The sequence below is a fragment of the Halomonas sp. PAMB 3264 genome (assembly GCF_031954245.1).
In the GTDB taxonomy this organism is placed as follows: Bacteria; Pseudomonadota; Gammaproteobacteria; order Pseudomonadales; family Halomonadaceae; genus Vreelandella.
Window position 1 is genome coordinate 3,360,188 of the sequence record NZ_CP134866.1, and the last position, 18,427, is coordinate 3,378,614.

An 18,427-nucleotide genomic window follows, 5' to 3' on the forward strand; every position below is an offset into this window, starting at 1 on the left:
GCCCTTCAGCAAGTTCGTGGTGATAACTTCCTCGAAGTTTCAACACCTGCTTGTGGATTAAAAAAGCTCGCACTTTCAAACATAAATCAACGAGCCGAGTGACTTATGAAAAACCTACCCCGACCCAAGCTGGTGCTCTACGCCGGTATAATCATCAGCTTCGTCATGCTGGAAAGTCCCCTCATTTTACTGGCAAACCGAATCGAACCCTTAATTATGGGGGTCCCCTTTCTGCTCGCATGGAATCTCTTTTGGTGGTTCGTGCTGACCGCCCTGTTTTTGGCGGCTTACTTCACTAACTGGGGAAGTGCATCTGCGCCACTTAACCAGCCAAAAGAGCCAGCGGGAGAGACATCATGAGCGGCAGCCTATTGATCATCGCCGCGTTCATGATCATCCCCTTGATCGTGGGCGTCGTATCGGCACGGCAGTCCCAGGCCACCAGCGAGGACTTCTTCGTGCAAGGACGCGCGATGGGCAGCATCGCGGTCTTCTTCACCGTGGCGGCCACCTGGTGGAGCGCGTTTGCGTTTCTCGGCTCCAACGCCACTTTCTACACCAACGGGCCGGTCTTTCTGACCGCGCTTGCCTGGAATCTCTTGTTCGGGTTCATGTACTACTGGATCGGCAAGCGGGTCTGGTTTCTGGGTAAACGCTTTGACTATCTGACCCCGTCGGATCTGATGGGCGACTTCTACAACAGCGAAGCGCTTCGCCTCACCGTGGCGGCTATTACGCTGATCTTCACTGTGCCCTATCTGCAAATTCAGTTGACCGGTGGTGCTTACCTCATCGAAGTGGCCTCCAATGGGCTGATTCCTTTCTGGCTTGCGGCGCTGCTGTTCTATTTCATTATTATTATCTACGTGTGGATTGGCGGTATTCGTGCCATCGCCTGGACCGATGTCATTTACGGTGCCCTGCTCTTCTTCGGCATGATGTACGCGGGTTACTACATCTCGACCCAGGTAGGCGGCCCGGTCGCCCTGTTCAGCCAGCTGCAGCAAAGCTCACCAGAGCACCTGACTCTGCCGGGGCCCAACGGCACCATGGGCTACCCGATGTGGTTCTCACTGTTCGTGGTCACCGCCATCGGTGCCTTCATGGGCCCGCAGATCTGGCTGCGCATGTATTCGGTCAAGCACGGCAAGCTCTTCAACCTGATGCCATTTCTGCTGGGACTGGCCGCATTCGCCTACGTGGGCTCAGTACTGTCGGGTTATTCCGGCGTGTTGCTGGAGCCGGGTGTGGATAACCCGGACCAGATTCTGCCCATCATGCTGATGGAGTACGCGCCTTACCTGCTCGCCTCGCTGATCATGGCCGCCGGCGCTTCGGCGGCGATGTCGACCGCCAATTCGCAGATCCACGCGGTCTCGACCATCGTCACCATGGATATCTACAAGCGCTACGTGAACCGCGACGCGAGCCAGGCGCGCATCGTAACCATCGGGCGCTACTCGCTGGTCGGGTTTTCATTGGCGGCCTACATCATGGCGCTGGCGGTGCCCGGCGTGCTCGTGACCATCGGCATTGCGGCTCTGGCCGGCACCGCCCAGCTCATCGTCCCCACCGTCGGCGCGATCACCTGGAAAAGGGCTCACCCCACCGCTGCGCTGGTCGGGCTACTCGGCGGCGTTGCCTGCGTGCTGTTGATGACCTTCGGGCCGCTGGCCGCGCCCTTTGGTTTTCACGCTGGGGTCTGGGGTCTGCTGCTCAACGTCGCACTCTTCGTCAGCTTGAGCGTGGTACTCAAGCGCCGAGATGCGGATGTGGTGACGCGTTTCGAGCGTGCCCGCGGCGAGTACGACGCCGAGTACCACCCTGAGCGCGCAAACGACACACCCGCCGTGAGTGAAACCGCCGGCCATCGAGGCCTATAACCATGGCCAGCGGCTTCACGCCCGGAACGCGGCGACCCAAGCTTGCCGAACTGATCAGCGAGGACATCAAGCGCTGGATCGCCGCCGAAGGGCTCGAGGCGGGCGACCGCCTGCCCAACGAGAAGGCCCTGATGGCGCTTTATGAAAGCGCCAAGGGCACGATCCGCGAGGCGCTCAAGATCCTCGAAGTAGAGGGGCTGATCACGCTCAAAACCGGCCCGAAGGGCGGCGCAGTGATCAATCAGCCGGGCATGGAGCCCGCCAGCCGCCTGCTGCGAAGCTTCCTGCACTTTCAGAAGCTGGACGGACGCCAAGTCTATCAGCTGCGCAAACTGCTCGAGGTAGAGCTTGCCGCCTCGGTGGTCGGGCGCTTGACGCCTGAAGACTTCGAGCGCCTGGAAGCGAATATGGCCGCCTGCGGCGGCTGCGACCACGAAGAGGATCATCGCCAACAGCGTTTTCTGGAGCTCGAGTTTCACCAGCTCCTGGCCGACGTTTGCCCAAACCCCCTGCTCGCCTTTATGTGCCGGTTTCTCAACGACATGCTGCGCGATCTGGTGGTGATCAAAAAAGCCTATATCCCCGAGCGCAAGCAGTTCGACCAGGCCAACCACGACTACCACCGCCGGTTGGTCGAGGCCTACCGCATCGAGGATACGCGACAGGTGCGCCAGCTGATGACCGAGCACATGGCGGACGCCGAACACCACATGAGCGCGCTGGAAGCCGAAATGGCCGAGCAAATGCTCGCCGCCGGCCTGCACATGGACCCGACGCAGCGCTCACGATTGCACGACCTGGCGACAGACCATTCCACCGACTCTCACCCGCGAGGTAGCCAACAATGACAACTCAACAAACCCATGACGCAATGAAGACCGACAGCGACCGTCTCTGGAATTCGATGATGGAGATGGCGAAGCTCGGCGCCACGGCCAAGGGCGGCGTCAACCGCCAGGCGCTGACCGATTTGGACCGCCAGGGCCGCGACCTTTTCATCGAGTGGTGCAAAGCGGAAGGCTGCTCGATCCGCATTGATCGGGTCGGCAACATCTTCGCCCGCCGCGAAGGCCGCGACCCTGACGCAAAAACCGTTATGGCCGGTAGCCACCTGGACAGCCAGCCCACCGGCGGCAAGTACGACGGTGCCTTCGGCGTGCTAGCGAGTCTCGAGGTGCTGCGTACGCTCAACCAGCACCACATCCAGACCCAAGCGCCGGTGGAGATCGTCGCCTGGACCAACGAAGAAGGCTGTCGCTTCGCTCCCTGCATGATGGGCTCCGGCATATTTACCGGCGAGCTCGATTTCGACGAGATGATGGCGCGCGCCGACCACGATGGCGTGACCGCGGGCGAGGCGCTCGACGCCATCGACTACCGCGGCAGCGATGAAGTATCGCCGAAGGAGATCGCGGCCTACTTCGAGCCGCACATCGAGCAGGGCCCCATCCTCGAGGAGAACCACACCACCATCGGCGTGGTGATCGGCGCGCTCGGGCAGAAGTGGTTCGACCTCACGCTGACCGGGCTCGAAGCCCACGCCGGCCCCACGCCCATGCACCTGCGCCGCGACGCCATGATGGGCGCGGCGGAAGTCACCCACGCGCTCAACCGCATCGCCCACAATCATGCGCCCCACGGCCGCGGCACGGTGGGCTACATGGAGCTTCATCCGGGCTCACGCAACGTGATTCCCGGCCAGGTGAAGATGACTCTGGACATGCGCCACTGGGAGCCGGAAGCACTGGAGGCGATGAGCCGCGAGGTGGCCGGGGCGGTCGAAGAGATCAGCGAGCGCCACGGGCTGGAGTGGGAACTGACCCCCACCGCCACCTTCGCGCCGGAGTACTTCGATAAAACCTGCGTGGAGCAGGTTCGCAAAGGCGCCGAGGCACTGGGGCTTTCTCACGAAGAGATCATCAGCGGCGCGGGCCACGACGCCATCTTTCTCGGGCGCGTGGTACCGGCGGCGATGATCTTCATTCCTTGCAAGGACGGCATCAGCCACAATGAGGCCGAAAGCGCCACGCCGGAACACGTTCACGCTGGCGCCAACGTACTGCTCCACGCGGTACTGGACGCGGCGGGTACGGTCAAGGGAGACGCTTGATGGCCAGCCCTTCTGCCGATACCTTCGAGACTCTGACCGCCGTCGAAGCGCTTGCACGCTTCGAGCAGGGCTCACTCAGCCCCGAAGCGCTGGTCGAGGATTGTCTGGCACGCATCGAGCGCCACAACCCGCGCGTCAACGCCTTCAGCGTCGTCAACTCGGCGCAAGCACAGGAGCTCGCCCAGGCTTCCCACCGGCGCTGGCAACAGGGCACGCCCTGCGGCCCACTGGATGGCGTACCGGTCACCATCAAGGATCTGACCCTGACCCGCGGGCTTCCCACTCGCATGGGCTCGACCACTACTTCGCCGGATGGCCCCTGGGAGGTGGACGCGCCGATCAGCCGCCACCTGCGTGAGGCCGGCGCGATCATCATCGGTAAGACCACCTCGCCGGAGTTCGGTTGGAAAGGCGTGACCGACAACCCGCTGCACGGCATTACCCGCAACCCCTGGGATACCCGGCTGACGCCCGGCGGCTCCTCCGGCGGCGCGGGGGCCGCGGCGGCGCTGAACCTGGGGCTTCTGCACCAGGGCAGCGATGCCGGCGGCTCGATTCGCATTCCGGCGAGCTTCACCGGCACCTTCGGCATCAAACCGACGTTTGGCTGGGTACCCCAGTGGCCCGCCAGCGCCATGAGCACGCTTTCCCACCTGGGCCCCATGACCCGCACCGCCGCCGACGCCGCGCTGATGCTCAGCGTGATGGCAAAGCCCGACGCCCGGGACGGCTACGCGGGCAACCCGCAGGGGCCGGACTGGCTTGCCCCGCCGCCCGCGGACTTGACCGGCTACCGCATCGCCTTCAGCGCGCACCTAGGCTACGTGAACGTGGCGCCGGATATCGCCCGTAAGGTAGAGGAAGCCGTGGCGCACCTGGAAGCGCTGGGCGCCACGGTCGAGCGCATCGACCCGGGCTTTGCCAACCCGCTCGACACCTTCAATACCCTCTGGTTCGCCGGCGCCACCCAAGCGCTGGAGAAGCTGGATGACGAACAGCAGGCAGCGCTGGACCCCGGCTTTCTCGACATCGCCCGGCGCGGCCAGGATGTCTCGCTCTCGGCGTACCTGGCCGCCCGGCGCAAGCGCAGCGACCTCACCGCCCACATGGCCGCGTTTCACGAACGATTCGATCTACTCGTCACGCCCACGATGCCGATTGCGCCGTTCGAGGCGGGCCACAACGTACCGCCGCATGGCCCCTACCAGGACTGGATGGACTGGACGCCCTTCAGCTACCCCTTCAACCTCACTCAGCAGCCCGCTGCTTCACTCCCCTGCGGGCTGGATGACCACGGGCTGCCGGTGGGGCTGCATCTTGTGGCGGGGAAGTATCAGGATTTGAAGGTGTTGCAGGTGGCGCGGGTATTGGAGCGTGTATTGCCGAGTTTGGTGCCGCGCTCAATCTGAACACCAACCATAGTGAACGCTTACGGGGAGGCTGGAGAAGACGGCGCCAAGATATAACGTGCTACCGAAAGTTTAATAGTGAGAAGGCCACTGAAAGCACGACATATTGCCCACGCTCCACCCTGTAATCGAAAAGGTCGATAAAAAACCTGAACTACTCAAAACCGCTACGCTTTGCATTATATAAAAACGGCTTGCCTTCTAAAGAAAAGGCAAGCCGTTTTAACATGGCGACAGTGGCCGAGCCTTGCGCAGGAATAAATACTCTGGATGAATATTCGCGCTAACCGCTCAAGGCGACGCGATCATCACGCCGCGACGCTGCTTTAATCCAGATCACTCAGCGTGACTACGATATCGCGCTGCGAGACATCCACATCCCAGAAGGTGTAGCTGTCCTTGTCTTCATCCACCAGGCGAATATCGAATAGGGGGCTTTCGTAGTTGGTTAGCGTCACCCGCTGGGTCTCACCGTCTCGAAATACATTACTACCCAGCATGTCTTCCTCCCAGGTCTCGGCCTTCGCCGGGCTGACGTACATATACAAAATGGTATAGCCCGTATCGTTGGTGATATCGACGTAGTAATCCGACGCGCTTGCCAAGGATGAGCACCCCAGCAGCAGAAGCCCCATCAGCAAGGTTTTCACTAATTTCAAAACCGATTCCTCTTTGTTTCAATGGTTCACACCCATACGACCCACGTCTGGATGATTCGCGCCACGAGCAGCCCCATGGCCGGGTTAATATACCGAGCTCGCTGTGTTAGCGGTACAAGATCCCGTTTTTAACGTTACCGTTCTATGGCATCACGTCAATTTATAGAGTGCGGCCCACCTCTTGGAAACGAGGGGAATACGATGCGCAAAGCCTACTTGGCAACGCTGTACCTGCGACGTCACCCCATCTTCAGTAGCACCCGGGTTTAGAGTCTGAAGTTACTTTATCGTGTTTTAACACCAGTTGCTCGGCATAGGCGGAAGGCGTTAACCCTCCAAGCCCTTTCTTCGGTCTTTCTTCGTTGTATTCCCGTCGCCACGCCTCGATGATGATCCTCGCGTGATTCAGGCTGGTGAACCAGTGCTCATTTAGACATTCGTCTCTAAAACGCCCATTGAACGATTCGATGTAGGCGTTTTGATTGGGTTTTCCAGGTTCGATTAAAAACAGGGCGACACCATGCTGATGAGCCCACGTCAGCATGGCGCGTCCGCAGAACTCCTTTCCATTATCCGTACGAATGGCGCTTGGCAGGCCACGTTGTATAGCCAGATGATCCAGAATCCGTGTTAACGACAGGCCGCCAATGGCCCGTTCAGGTACGATCGCCACGGCTTCATGGGTGGCGTCGTCGACAACGGTGAGGTTCTTTATCACGCGTCCTTCTGCCGTACGGTCAAATACAAAATCCATTGACCAGACCTGGTTGGCGGCACAAGGACGGCCAAGGGGCTTTCGCTCAGACGCAGGAACCTTCTTGCGCTTGCGGCGCTTTACCTGCAATCGAGCCGCCGCGTAGAGGCGTTCGACGCGCTTATGATTGACCTGTTCACCGGCTTGACGCAGCTTCAGGTAGATCATGCCAGCGCCATAGCGACGATGCCGATGGGCCAGGGCCGTAATGCGTTCACGCAATGCCCCATTGCGGTCAGGGGCCGATTGATAGCGCAATGCACTGGCACTCATATGGATGACACGGAGCGCTCGGCGTTCACTCAGACCACGTGACACCATAAAGCGCACCACGTCTCGGCGTGCCGGGGCACTCACCACTTTTTTCTCAGCGCCTCCCGAGTGACCTCCATTTCCAGTAGCGACTCCGCGAGCAGCTTTTTCAAGCGCCCATTTTCGGCTTCGAGTTCTTTGAGTCGTTTGGCATCGGGGACGCTCATGCCGCCAAACTTGCTGCGCCATAGATAGTAACTGGCTTCTGAGAAACCGTGCCGACGGCATAGCTCCTTGATGGGCAGTCCTGCTTCGGCTTCGCCCAGAAAACCGATGATCTGTTCTTCGCTGAAACGCTTCTTCATGTCCAATCTCCTTACGCATAGGATCGGACTCTAAAGTGTAGCGCTACTCAATCAGGGGGTGACGTCGCCTGCGACCTTCACCTTAATTAATGAAGGTTAGCCGTAAATTCCTGCCGTCACCTATTGATAGTCTATTTGAAGTAGCCATTGAACCAACAGGTTCAAGAATTAAAGCGTTATTTAAACCACACTTTTCCACCGATAAATTTATACGCTGGCGTGCCGCGCACTAACGTCTCACGTGCGAACGCTTTTTCGCATTGAGGACATATACAAGCCAAGGCTGTGAAGTCTTCCACAATGCGCTCTTTGAAACATTTCACGAGCGCTCCCTTACCCCCTTTGCGATATTTGAACAGCTGGGCACCGCAGTTCTTACAAAAAATATCGATGGTTTTGGTCGGGCCCTTTTTATTGGGTTTCGCCATTTTCTGTTACTCGTGACCTCATATGAGACTCTAAGCGTGCATCGTGACAAGCCTACTAATGCATGTCGATTTCGTGGATAGCGCGAGTTGGCTTCTAAAGTCGGCTTGAGATTTTTATCTTCTTGGTGTGGCACTAGAAAAGCTGATAGGTAAATAAAATGTCTCGTCGTCTGGTTAGACTGCACCTACAAGCAATGCAGTAGCCATTGCAGCAATGCTTTCCGGGCGCATGGAAGAAATCTCGATTTGGTTTAACGCTTTGCTCACCTAAAAACCGGGAGTACAGGTCAACAACGTGACAGCAGTAATCCACGTAAATATTCCGTCCCCACTTCATTAGATCTCCTATCGATTGCCTAACGCCCAATTCAGCGGGCAAAGTTTGCGCAGCAAATTTTGATCCGCTGCAATTGCTTGTTATGTCTTTTGATCCCAATGGTCGGCGCCTTCAAGAAGAACCTCTATGGTTTCTCTATTTTTCCCAGGGTAAACCCCATTTTCTTGAAGAAGCACCAATAATGGCTCAACAGATACAGCAGAGGAATATCCAAGCTCCTCGGACTGGTTGTTTACTACCAAAGATTCTATAAGAACTCCTAGCAGGAAACCAAATTCACTCAAAACTGGTCCACCACTGTAGCCACCACGACCCATATTTGAAATTACAAAATGTGGATGAGGACCATTGTATTTATCAACCACAGCATTTACCTCACCTTCAGAGGCAAGAAGAACTGGACCACTAGAAAATGGAACGGGAGGGTATCCCATAAGTAGAACTTTTGACAAAACTAACTCGTCGCCTATCCAGCCATCTAAGTGACCACCAATCTCTATGTGGTCAGTTTGTACAAAACCCTCTAATGTACCGTGTATAGTAGTTTTTGTGAGGTAGTGATTAAGATCCAAGTTTGTTTTCAGTAACGCAAGATCTATCCGCTCGTCACTGTGGCAAATTATCTTTTCTATTTCCAAGTCTTGACTGCAATACTCCGAAACTATTTCCTCGATCTCACCGTCATTCACAACATGAGCTGCTGTTACAAGCCATCCATCGCCTATATGAAAAGCAGAGCCATTACTTAAATCTCCCAACTCCGTTCTAACAGTGATGCGAACCATTGAATACTTATAGCTTTGATATAGATGGGTAAAATTATTCACAGTGTTCTCTCAAAAACATAACGCCAAGCTAACGTACCCGAACCGTGGCATACACTTTTGCACAGCAAAAAAGTATGCCACGCGTTACGGGTCACTGTTAAGCGCCTTGTTATGTAGCTATAGATCAGCCTCATAGCCCTATATGAACCCAGCATTAAGAGCATGAATAAACCCTTTATATATTCAAAATAAAACTCCGAATAACAACTGCAGGTTGTGCTTTACAATTCTGGCACTAAAACCTTTCAAAATGTCATATGACCTGATTTCTTCTAAAGAATCTTTATCCTCCTCCTTCTTCTTATATTTACACTCTAGCTTATTGAGTGTTTTTTTAGTTGAGAGTTAGGAGCGTTGCGCTCGCTAAGCATCAACTATAAGAACACACCGAGTATAATAACCACTATCCAAAAGTTATAGATTGCCAAATTTGTTAGAGCAGAGAGTGTACCCAAAAAAAACGACAACCACGACAATTTTGTTTGTCAGCTCATTAAATCTACCAGCTACATATTCAGAATATGCTTCTAGCAACCTTTTTTCTTTATTTGTCATAATTAAGTCCTTTTACATAACAGTGATTATATCTTCAACCGTATAACACCAATAAAAGCGCCTGCGCGTTTATTGGTGTTATACAGCCCGCACACGCCCGTAACTTACTGATTTTAATAGAGACGGCTATTCCGTAGGCAGCCTATCCCCTCTTCGCGTGCCCGCTCGTTTTACGCGATTCAGTCATACTTTATTTACAAACTTATCTTAGGTCACGCGTAAATTCGATGACAGCCCTCAGCCATAGGTCACCGACTGGCGCCCACCATCATTTCATCCAAGCCCTACACAAAACTGCCGCTCGAAAGCGGCAGCATCAAATACATGATTTCAAAGGCAAGCCTTAAAGTACCACCTCATACCCTTCGAACTTCGGCGGCCCCAGATAAATCCCTTCCGGCGACTTGGCATTGGCATGCGCCTTGCGAAACGCCTCGGATTTGGTCCAGTCGCGGAAAGCCGCCTCGCTCTCCCAAATGCTGTGAGAAATGAACACGGTGTGATCCTCCTGCTTCTCGCCCTGGAGCATCTTGAACTCCTTGAAACCGGGCACTTCCTCGAGGTGCGAGTCGCGGTTGCGCCATACCTCGAGAAAATCCTCTTCCCCGCCCGGGGCGATACGAAAACGGTTCATGGCGATGTACATGGGCTTGCTCCCTGGTGAAAAGTGACCAACGCTTGATGGTAACGCTACGACCCGGGCACGGATAGCCCAAGGAGACCCATGGCCACTGCCGGTATTCATGTGGTGTGGTTCAAGCGCGATCTGCGTGTTCACGACCACGCCCCGCTCACTCTCGCCGCCGAGGCGGGTTGGGTGCTGCCGGTGTTCGCCATCGAGCCCGGCCAGTGGCAGGCGCCGGACAGCGCCCTTCGCCACTGGCAGTTCGCCGCCGACTCGCTGGTCGATTTGCAGGCGGCGCTGGGCGCGCGCGGGCTGCCGCTGTGTATCTGGGAAGGCGACGTGCTCGCGCTGCTCGCCTCGCTGAAGGCGCACTACGGGGCGCTCACGCTCTACTCCCATGAGGAAACCGGCAATGCCTGGAGCTATGCGCGCGACGTGGCGGTGGGTGAGTGGTGCCGCGCCGAAGGAGTAACGTGGCACGAGCACCGCCAGGTGGGCGTGGTGCGCGGGCTGAAAAGCCGCGTGGATCAAACCGCCTGGGAGGAGCAGTGGGAAGCGCTGATGCAGGCCCCGCCCTTCAAGGCGCCTGCAAGCGCCCGCCCCGCTCCCGGCTGGGAGGCGTTTCATCACCGGCCGGTGGAAGAACTCCCTACGCTCACGCTGGGTGTCGACACCACGCCCTGCCCGGAGCGCCAGTTTGGTGGGCGCCGCGCCGGGCGCGCGCTCTGGTACGGATTCATCACCCAGCGCGGCGAGCGCTACCGGGGCTCGATCTCCAAACCCCTGCGGGCCGAGGTGCACGGCTCGCGGCTTTCGCCGCACCTGGCCTGGGGGACGCTTTCGATGCGCGAGGTAGTGCGCTCGCTTCGCCATCAGCGCGAAAAGCATGCTGAGAAGACCCGCTGGGCACATTCGCTACGCTCACTCGCCTCGCGGCTGCACTGGCACTGCCACTTCATTCAAAAGCTCGAAAGCGAGCCGAGCATCGAAGATAAAACCTTGCACCCGGCGCTCAAGGGGCTGCGCGAACGCGACCCGCAGCACCCGCGCCTGCTGGCCTGGAAGTGCGGCCAAACCGGGGTGCCGCTGGTGGATGCCTGCATGCGCTGCCTGATTCATACCGGCTGGATCAACTTTCGTATGCGCGCGATGCTGATCTCGTTTGCCACCTTCGGCCTCGGCCTTCACTGGCGTGAGCCCGGCCTTCACCTGGCGCGGCTGTTTACCGATTTCGAGCCCGGCATTCACTACCCGCAAATCCAGATGCAGTCCGGCGCCACTGGCTTCAATACGCTGCGCATCTACAACCCGATCAAGCAGGCCGAGGACAACGACCCGAGCGGTGAATTCGTCGCCCGCTGGGTACCGGAACTCAACGTGCTGCCCGTCGAGTGGCGGGCCAAACCCTGGGCGCTGCCGGAAAGCCTGCAAACGCGCTACGCTTTTACGCCCGGTGAGCACTACCCGATTCCATTTGAGTTCGAGGCCGAGGCGCAGAAGTGGAAAACGCGCATCTTCGAGATGAGCCATACGCCGGAGGCGAAAGCGATCAGCCAAACGCTAATGGCCCGACTTGCCAGCCACCGCCGACCCAGCGCCCGGCGCGGGCGCGCCAAACCCGTCGATCATCGCCAGCTGGCGCTGTTCGAGCAGGCGAGCGCATCCGCGAACGAAGGCGCCTCGCCCAATGATGAAACGCCGCTTTGACCCGACATGCGTAAGTGATTAGGCTACGGCCTCCCCTCTTGATGCCCCGTGTGGGGCGAACGTCAGGCGCCCGCCATGCAGCTAACCCGGTTCACCGACTACTCGATTCGCGTATTGATCTATCTGGCCGTCAAGGGTGAGACGCGCGCGACGATCGGTGAAATCGCCGAAGCCTTCGATATCTCGCGCAATCATCTGATGAAGGTGGTTCACGAGCTGGCCCAAAAAGGCTACGTCACCGCGATTCGCGGTAAAAACGGCGGGCTGTTGCTGGCCAAGGATCCTGCCACCATCGGGCTTGGGGCACTCGTTCGCGATACCGAGCAGGACATGGGTCTGGTCGAGTGCTTTCAACAGGGCAACGGCTGCACGATCACCCCGGCGTGCCGGCTCAGACCCATTCTGGGCGAGGCGCTCGCCGCCTTTCTCGCCGTGCTCGACCGCTACACCCTGGCCGATGTGCTCGATGGCCACGCGGCGGAACTCGCCGGGCTGCTACGCATTCCCGCTACCCACGTTTGAACCCACCCTTTGGCTAATGCGCCGGTCCTTGATCTGGATCAAGCGCCGGACCGCGTCATGCGTTGAGCTTTGTTGGCACGCCTTATAAGATATATTTTAAATACATCTTATGAGGAGCACGCCATGTTGAGCCACGAGCAGGAAGCGCTGATCGACGCCACCGCCCCCGTCGTTGCCGAGCATCTCAACGCCATCACCAGTCGGTTCTACCCGCTGATGTTCGAACGCTATCCGGAGGTCAAGGTGCTGTTCAACGAGGTGCATCAGCAAAATGGCAGCCAGCCGCGGGCGCTGGCCGGCGCGGTGCTCGCCTACGTTCAGCTCCGGGGCAACCTGGCCCAGGCGCGGGCGGCGCTGGATATCGTGGTCAGCAAGCACGTCTCGCTGAACATTCTGCCCGAGCACTACCCGATCGTCGGCGAGTGCCTGATGGCGGCGATCGGCGAAGTGCTGGGAGACGCACTCACCCCGGAGATCGCCGATGCCTGGGGCGCGCTCTACAATGAGCTGGCCGCCCTTCTGATCGATCTGGAAGATCAGCGCTACCGCGAGTTCGAAAGCCGCCCCGGCGGCTGGCGCGGCGCGCGGCGCTTCAAAATCGCCCGCACCCACCAGGAGAGCTCGGTCATCCGGTCGTTCGTTTTCGAGCCCGAGGATGGCGGCCCCGTGGCAGCCCATGAGCCCGGCCAGTACATTGGTGTGCGCGTGATGATCGACGGCGAGCCGGTTTATCGCCACTACAGCCTATCGGATTTGCCCAACGGCAGAAGCTACCGGATCTCCATCAAACGTGAGGAGCAGGGCCGCGTCAGCCGTCACTTCCACGATGTGTTAGCGGTGGGCGACACCCTGGAGCTTTTGCCACCGGCCGGCGATCTGACGCTCATCGAAGGAAGCGAGCCGCTGCTGCTGGCCAGCGGCGGCGTGGGCCAGACGCCGCTTCTACCCATCGCCCGCCAGGCGCTGACCGAGGGCCGCCGCGTGGTGTACCTGCACGCTGCGATCGACCGCGACCACCACGCGTTTGGCGACGACGTCAAAGCGCTCAAGCGCGACTACCCGGAGCAGCTCACGGTGGTCAACGTGCTCGAACGCGGTGAAGGGGTCGAGCACATCGGCTGGATCGATCGTGACCTGCTGGCCCGCTACCTGCCGGGGCCCAGGGCGCGCTGCTACTTCGTCGGCCCGCAGGGCTTCATGGCCGCCGTGGACACCGCGCTGGCGGGGCTGGGCATTGATGATAGCCACCGCCACTTCGAGCACTTCGGCCCGGCCAGACCGCTGGTGGCCGCCTGACGCTAGGCACGCAATCAGCCTTTATCTACCAGGGAGGCAACATGGCAAGGATCGCACTCAAACGCGCCTTCGATGCGCCGCAGAAAGAGGATGGCTACCGCGTGCTGGTGGATGGCCTCTGGCCGCGCGGCGTCAAAAAGCAGCACGCCCACATCGACGAATGGCCGAAGGAGATCGCGCCCAGCCGTGAGCTGCGCGAGGCGTTTCACGACGGCTCGCTCGGCTGGGGGGCGTTTCGAACGCGCTACCTCAAGGAGCTGACCGAGCATCGGGAAGCGCTCAAATCGCTTGCTCAGCGCGCAAAGCGGGAAACGGTGACGCTGGTGTTCGCCTCGAAAGAGACGCGCACCAACAACGCCGTGGTGGTGCGCCAGTACCTGAACATGCTGGGCTAGCGGCGGATCAGTTCGCGTCGGTGATATCGGTGATCCAGGTCAGCGCCGCTACGGCAGCGGGAAAGCCGATGGTCGGCACCGCCAGCATTGCCACCTGCTTGAGTTCCTCGGCGCTGATGCCCTCTTCGAGCCCACGGCGCACGTGGGAGTGCACCGCGCCTTCGGAGCGGTTACCGACGGCCAGCGCCAGCTTGACTAGCCGGCGGCTTCGCGCCTCCAAAGGCCCCGACTCCGAACACGCCTTGCCGAGTGCGGCATAGGCGCTCCACACCTCGGGGTATTCGCCAGCCACGTCACCGGCGCCGGAGGGCAGTTTTTCTGGTTTCATGGCGCGCATCCTCGAAAGTAGGTATGCGCTCAGTATAGGAGCCCGGTTCATTGATGCCAGCAGGCCGATGCTCGATGCCTCAGACTTACTGCGTAGGCAGGCCAAGCGCCTCCATGTCAGGTGCGCTGTCGCACTGCCGTGGTCGCTCGTGTGTCTTTTGGCGTGGCGACAGCACAACACGGTTACGCCCCTGCTTCTTTGCCTGGTAAAGCGCTTTGTCGGCCGCTTCGGCAAAGGCAGGCATGCGGTCGTCGATATGGGCCAGCCCTGTGGCCACACCGATGCTAACCGTTAACTGAATCTCTTCTCTGGCCGTTGCAACGGTCAAATCTGCGATAGCCGTTCGAATCCGTTCGGCCATTGCCTCCGCCTTGTCGGTAAAAAGGTCGAAAAAAACGATGGCGAACTCTTCCCCGCCCAAGCGACCGGCAAACGCAGTGTCGTCTTGGCAGTAGCTTCCAAGCGTTTTACCCACCTGCGCCAGGCACTCATCGCCGACGTTATGGCCATGGGTATCGTTGATCGCTTTGAAGTGATCGATATCGATCATCAAAAACGCCAACGGAGCGCGCTTTTCGAGGCTGCGCTGAAGTGCTTCAATAAATTTATCTTCAAAGCCACGGCGATTGTCGAGTTCAGTGAGCGGGTCGGTACTGCTCAACTTCAACAGTTCCCGGTTGGCTTTCTCCAGTTGGCGAGTGCGCAGAGCAACCTGCTTTTCAAGCACCCTATTGTTTTGCTCTTGCACCGATAAAAGTGCATTTTGAGCCTCCAGTCGGGACGCTTTTTCGCGACTGATACGCTCTGCCAAGGCAATCGATAGCAGTAGAAACTCCAGTATAAAGCCAAGCAGTTGGGCAGAGCGTATGGAGGTATTCATGGGTATCACTCCCCCCGTCGCTAGAACCAGAAAAAACGTGGAGGTCATCAAACACGTCCACGCTATGAAATAGTAACCGGCAGAGACATTGCCCCGTTGCCATACGATGAACGCAACGGCCAACGCCACAACACATGAAAGGGCTCCCGCCTCCTCTATGAAGAGCTCATGGACGTGATTAGGGAACAGCAATGACGCCAGAACGACGCAGAACCAATACAAAATAAGTATATTGGCAGCACCCAGCAGCCAAGCCCCTTCACGCTTTATATTCAGGAATTGTCGTTCAAAAAGACCGGCCGCTAAAAACGTTAAACCAACTGAAAAAAAACCTACTCGTGTATTAAGCCACTTCCACTCGAACCAGAAAAAATAGGAACCATAGTTGTAAGTACTGCCCACGTAGAGGGTCGCCGCCGCCAGGTAACAGCAATAATAGATATAGGAACTATCGCGAATGAAGACAAACAATGAGGCGCTATAAAGCATCATTACCAGCAGGGCTCCGAAAAAAGCCCCCATGCTCAGGTAGTCATAAAGCGCTTCACGATTGAACGTTTCCAGATCAACCATCCGCAGGGGCAGAATCAAAGGCAGCTGGGTTTCAAGGCGCAAGTAAACGTCGGCCTGGCCCGAAGGCAATGTGATGGGTAAGGCCAGCAGGGGGCTTGCGACGTCTCGGCGAGCAGGCTCGACGAAATTGCCTGTGCGAACGGAAGGCGACCACTGACCACTTGTTCGATCGAGCACCCACGCTTCGACCAGGTTGTAGTTCCAGCCAATCAAGAGCAGGCGCTGTAAGGGTGCCGATGTGGTGTTATCCACTCGAAAGCGCACCCAAGCGCCATTAGGCTCACTCCCAAGGTTAAGCGTCGGTTTTTGATTACGGTGCCATGTAGCGGCCCGAGCGGCGTCTGCTGCATCAAAAAAGCGATGTGCGTCGGTATCTACTCGATACTCCAGCTCATCTGTCAGGGTGCCCATCAGGGTTTGGGGATCGAACCCTTTATTGGTCGCATGGATAGAATAAAGACTGACATAGCCAATCAACACGACGGCCAGCGCCAACACAAGCCCGATGAGTAATCGCTGCATTCGCCAGCCCTATCGATAGAAGTTAATTACCTATCGGCGGCTCGACGTCTGCCTTGAGGCTTGCAAGGCGCCGGGTATGAGAGTCAACCGTTGTAGAGGCTCCTTATCTCGATCCCGAATTGGATGGGTTCACCCGCGGCTGCTCCAGCGGATCACTTTGCCCATGGTCAGCCCCTGCACCACGATCGAGAACACCACCACGCAATAGGTCAGCGTCAGCACCAGGTTTCTCAGATCGCCCTCGGGCAGCGACAGCGCCATGGCCACCGAAATACCACCACGCAGCCCGCCCCAGGTGAGAATCCGGATCGTCCCGGGCGATTGCTCTCTGACCCGCTTGAGCATACCCATGATCAAGGAGACGCAGAAGCCGCGCGCGCCGACCACGACAGGAATCATCAGCGCGCCGGCCAACAGCCAGGCGCGCTCGATGGGCAGAATCAAAAGCTCCAGGCCGATCAAGAAGAACAGCACCACGTTGAGTATCTCGTCGATCAGCTCCCAGAAGGTATCGACGTTTTCGCGGGTTTCATCCGACATCGCGAACTGTCGTCCGTGGTTGCCCACGAACAGCCCCGCGATCACCACGGCGATGGGCGCGGACAAGTGCAGGCCGTCTGCCAGGGCGTAAAGCCCCATGGCGAGCGCCAGGGTGATCAGCACCTCGACCTGATAGTTATCGACGCGCTTGAGCATCTGGTGGGTGGTATAGCCCACGGCGCACGCCAAAAGCAGCGCCCCGCCCACCTCCTTGAGCAGTAAAAAGCCGACCGCCGCCGCGTCGATCGGCGAGCCAAGGTGCGAGCCCTGCTGTGCCCCGTCGAGCCCTGCGAGCTGTAACAGCACCATGAACACCACCACGCCCAGGCCGTCGTTGAACAGCGACTCTCCGCTGATCTGGCTTTCGAGCTGCTGCGAGACACCGACGGATTTCATGATCGCGACCACCGCAATGGGGTCGGTCGGTGAGATCAGCGCACCGAACAGAAGCGCGTGCATGAAAGGAATTCCGAGCCCCATCCAGCCGAGTATCCACCAGGCAAGCGTTCCCACGATGAACGTGGACATCAGCGTGCCCACCACGGCGAGTAGCCCGATGGGCAGCCACTCCCGGCGCAAATGGTCGAACTTGACGTGAATGGCGGCGGCGAACAGCAAAAACGCCAGCAGCCCGTGCAGCACTACCTGGTCGAAGTCGATGCGCGCCACCAGAGCGGTGGCTTCATCGCGAAGGCCGTCGTTATAGGGGCTGATCAAAATCAGCGCGAGCGAGCCCAGTAGCGCGACCAGCATGACGCCGATCGTCGTCGGCAGCTTGATATAGCGGTAATTAAAGTAGCTCGATACGGCGGCGAGCGTGATCAGTACGCTCACCAGAGAAAACAGGCTCATCGGGGCTCCCGGGGATTTAAAACGGTGACGATCCCATAAAATGACGCCCGGCCGGGCGTCATTTTCAGGAGCACTAATATAACCTTAAAAAGCGAGGCCCGCCCCCGCCGCAGGCAAACGCTTGCGGTGGGGGCGGGCTATCGATACCACCACGATGGGCGCAAGCTCACCTTTTAACAAAGGCGTTACGCGCGATGTGCCCACTTGTAGGGGTCTAGGCGGCCTTCGTACATTGGCAGTTCGAGCACCGGATCATCGTCTCGGAATTGAGACCACATACGGTTCAAGCCGGCCGTTCCGAAGGTTCGCACTCGGTCGACCTCGTCCAGATTGAGTACGTAGTGAAACAGCTGGACGATATCGATGGCGCTCGTCAGAGCGATATTGAACACAGATAGGCATACCTGCTAATAGCCAAGGGACGCTTTAATACAATGCTTTATTACCAATGATGCCGAAAACTGTGAGCTACGGTAAAAGATGCCCAGTACAATGCGACGTTTGCCCAACGCTCAATACGTTTGTTTAGGCCACCTGTCTGCTCGGCGCAGTAAAAAGCGGGGCCCGCTCACTATCTGCAGCTTTGTTGTTTCATGAGTGTGGGCAAG

General features: G+C 58.1%; 17 protein-coding genes. 9 read left to right on the forward strand and 8 right to left on the reverse strand.

What is annotated here, in order from left to right; translation table 11 throughout:
* Positions 1 to 105: 105 nt before the first annotated feature.
* From RN347_RS15235 to RN347_RS15255, 5 genes are read left to right on the forward strand one after another with little or no spacing between them, the layout of a single operon-like run.
* Positions 106 to 360, forward strand: coding sequence for a hypothetical protein (locus tag RN347_RS15235; protein ID WP_311958815.1), 255 nt, complete (start codon positions 106 to 108; stop codon positions 358 to 360).
* Entirely contained in the window at positions 357 to 1,883 is a 1,527-nt protein-coding gene (locus tag RN347_RS15240; protein WP_311958816.1) for a sodium:solute symporter family protein, read from the forward strand. Before RN347_RS15235 ends, RN347_RS15240 begins: the two co-directional genes overlap by 4 nt.
* Positions 1,884 to 1,885: 2 nt before the next feature.
* Entirely contained in the window at positions 1,886 to 2,731 is an 846-nt protein-coding gene (locus RN347_RS15245; RefSeq protein WP_311958817.1) for an FCD domain-containing protein, read from the forward strand.
* On the forward strand, positions 2,728 to 3,993 hold the full coding sequence (locus tag RN347_RS15250) for a Zn-dependent hydrolase (RefSeq protein ID WP_311958818.1): 1,266 nt from the start codon (positions 2,728 to 2,730) through the stop codon (positions 3,991 to 3,993). Before RN347_RS15245 ends, RN347_RS15250 begins: the two co-directional genes overlap by 4 nt.
* Positions 3,993 to 5,402, forward strand: a complete 1,410-nt coding sequence (locus RN347_RS15255; RefSeq protein ID WP_311958819.1) for an amidase — start codon at positions 3,993 to 3,995, stop codon at positions 5,400 to 5,402. The genes RN347_RS15250 and RN347_RS15255 overlap by 1 nt, the downstream gene beginning before the upstream one ends.
* A 326-nt stretch (positions 5,403 to 5,728) precedes the next feature.
* Here the strand turns inward: RN347_RS15255 and RN347_RS15260 are convergent, their stop codons facing one another.
* The 5 genes from RN347_RS15260 to RN347_RS15280 form a co-directional block, all read right to left on the reverse strand.
* On the reverse strand, positions 5,729 to 6,052 hold the full coding sequence (locus RN347_RS15260; protein ID WP_311960860.1) for a hypothetical protein: 324 nt from the start codon (positions 6,050 to 6,052) through the stop codon (positions 5,729 to 5,731).
* Between the two features lie 259 nt (positions 6,053 to 6,311).
* Positions 6,312 to 7,432, reverse strand: a protein-coding gene (locus RN347_RS15265) for an IS3 family transposase (protein ID WP_311958820.1) whose coding sequence is annotated in 2 segments (ribosomal slippage) — positions 6,312 to 7,174 and positions 7,174 to 7,432 — 1,122 coding nt in all. Because the reading frame shifts where the segments join, the coding sequence is not laid out codon by codon here.
* A 176-nt stretch (positions 7,433 to 7,608) separates the two neighbouring features.
* Positions 7,609 to 7,860 carry a hypothetical protein gene (locus RN347_RS15270; RefSeq protein ID WP_311958821.1) on the reverse strand — a complete coding sequence of 84 codons (252 nt, stop codon included), beginning with the start codon at positions 7,858 to 7,860 and terminating at the stop codon, positions 7,609 to 7,611.
* 417 nt (positions 7,861 to 8,277) lie between these two features.
* Positions 8,278 to 9,024 (reverse strand): serine protease, encoded by a 747-nt coding sequence (locus RN347_RS15275; protein WP_311958822.1) that lies wholly within the window; start codon positions 9,022 to 9,024, stop codon positions 8,278 to 8,280.
* 898 nt (positions 9,025 to 9,922) lie between these two features.
* Positions 9,923 to 10,225: an antibiotic biosynthesis monooxygenase gene (locus tag RN347_RS15280; RefSeq protein ID WP_311958823.1), complete on the reverse strand. Its 303-nt coding sequence runs from the start codon at positions 10,223 to 10,225 to the stop codon at positions 9,923 to 9,925.
* Positions 10,226 to 10,303: 78 nt separating this feature from the next.
* Between RN347_RS15280 and RN347_RS15285 the strand changes: the two genes are divergently transcribed.
* The 4 genes from RN347_RS15285 to RN347_RS15300 all read left to right on the forward strand — a co-directional run bounded on the left by RN347_RS15285 (position 10,304) and on the right by RN347_RS15300 (position 14,124).
* Complete coding sequence (locus RN347_RS15285; RefSeq protein ID WP_311958824.1) at positions 10,304 to 11,911, forward strand: FAD-binding domain-containing protein; 1,608 nt, start codon at positions 10,304 to 10,306, stop codon at positions 11,909 to 11,911.
* A gap of 75 nt (positions 11,912 to 11,986) precedes the next feature.
* Positions 11,987 to 12,433, forward strand: coding sequence for an Rrf2 family transcriptional regulator (locus RN347_RS15290; protein WP_311958825.1), 447 nt, complete (start codon positions 11,987 to 11,989; stop codon positions 12,431 to 12,433).
* 123 nt (positions 12,434 to 12,556) lie between these two features.
* The gene (gene hmpA / locus RN347_RS15295) at positions 12,557 to 13,729 is read left to right on the forward strand and encodes an NO-inducible flavohemoprotein (protein ID WP_311958826.1); all 1,173 of its coding nucleotides are present in this window, start codon (positions 12,557 to 12,559) and stop codon (positions 13,727 to 13,729) included.
* Between the two features lie 41 nt (positions 13,730 to 13,770).
* The gene (locus RN347_RS15300) at positions 13,771 to 14,124 is read left to right on the forward strand and encodes a DUF488 family protein (protein ID WP_311958827.1); all 354 of its coding nucleotides are present in this window, start codon (positions 13,771 to 13,773) and stop codon (positions 14,122 to 14,124) included.
* A 7-nt stretch (positions 14,125 to 14,131) separates the two neighbouring features.
* Here RN347_RS15300 and RN347_RS15305 read toward each other — a convergent pair whose 3' ends face one another.
* The 3 genes from RN347_RS15305 to RN347_RS15315 all read right to left on the reverse strand — a co-directional run bounded on the left by RN347_RS15305 (position 14,132) and on the right by RN347_RS15315 (position 17,819).
* The gene (locus tag RN347_RS15305) at positions 14,132 to 14,452 is read right to left on the reverse strand and encodes a carboxymuconolactone decarboxylase family protein (protein ID WP_311958828.1); all 321 of its coding nucleotides are present in this window, start codon (positions 14,450 to 14,452) and stop codon (positions 14,132 to 14,134) included.
* A gap of 85 nt (positions 14,453 to 14,537) precedes the next feature.
* Complete coding sequence (locus RN347_RS15310) at positions 14,538 to 16,427, reverse strand: diguanylate cyclase (RefSeq protein WP_311958829.1); 1,890 nt, start codon at positions 16,425 to 16,427, stop codon at positions 14,538 to 14,540.
* 129 nt (positions 16,428 to 16,556) lie between these two features.
* Positions 16,557 to 17,819 (reverse strand): sodium:proton antiporter, encoded by a 1,263-nt coding sequence (locus RN347_RS15315; protein ID WP_311958830.1) that lies wholly within the window; start codon positions 17,817 to 17,819, stop codon positions 16,557 to 16,559.
* Between the last annotated feature and the right edge of the window lie 608 nt (positions 17,820 to 18,427).

Excerpts from the sequence above, each read along its gene's own strand:
- RN347_RS15250 (WP_311958818.1), top strand. The coding sequence starts at position 2,728 with ATGACAACTCAACAAACCCATGACGCAATGAAGACCGACAGCGACCGT.
- RN347_RS15245 (WP_311958817.1), top strand. The coding sequence starts at position 1,886 with ATGGCCAGCGGCTTCACGCCCGGAACGCGGCGACCCAAGCTTGCCGAA.
- RN347_RS15285 (WP_311958824.1), top strand. The coding sequence starts at position 10,304 with ATGGCCACTGCCGGTATTCATGTGGTGTGGTTCAAGCGCGATCTGCGT.
- RN347_RS15300 (WP_311958827.1), top strand. The coding sequence starts at position 13,771 with ATGGCAAGGATCGCACTCAAACGCGCCTTCGATGCGCCGCAGAAAGAG.
- RN347_RS15270 (WP_311958821.1), bottom strand. The coding sequence starts at position 7,860 with ATGGCGAAACCCAATAAAAAGGGCCCGACCAAAACCATCGATATTTTT.
- RN347_RS15240 (WP_311958816.1), top strand. The coding sequence starts at position 357 with ATGAGCGGCAGCCTATTGATCATCGCCGCGTTCATGATCATCCCCTTG.
- RN347_RS15255 (WP_311958819.1), top strand. The coding sequence starts at position 3,993 with ATGGCCAGCCCTTCTGCCGATACCTTCGAGACTCTGACCGCCGTCGAA.
- RN347_RS15235 (WP_311958815.1), top strand. The coding sequence starts at position 106 with ATGAAAAACCTACCCCGACCCAAGCTGGTGCTCTACGCCGGTATAATC.
- RN347_RS15280 (WP_311958823.1), bottom strand. The coding sequence starts at position 10,225 with ATGTACATCGCCATGAACCGTTTTCGTATCGCCCCGGGCGGGGAAGAG.
- RN347_RS15290 (WP_311958825.1), top strand. The coding sequence starts at position 11,987 with ATGCAGCTAACCCGGTTCACCGACTACTCGATTCGCGTATTGATCTAT.
- RN347_RS15305 (WP_311958828.1), bottom strand. The coding sequence starts at position 14,452 with ATGAAACCAGAAAAACTGCCCTCCGGCGCCGGTGACGTGGCTGGCGAA.
- hmpA (WP_311958826.1), top strand. The coding sequence starts at position 12,557 with ATGTTGAGCCACGAGCAGGAAGCGCTGATCGACGCCACCGCCCCCGTC.
- RN347_RS15310 (WP_311958829.1), bottom strand. The coding sequence starts at position 16,427 with ATGCAGCGATTACTCATCGGGCTTGTGTTGGCGCTGGCCGTCGTGTTG.
- RN347_RS15315 (WP_311958830.1), bottom strand. The coding sequence starts at position 17,819 with ATGAGCCTGTTTTCTCTGGTGAGCGTACTGATCACGCTCGCCGCCGTA.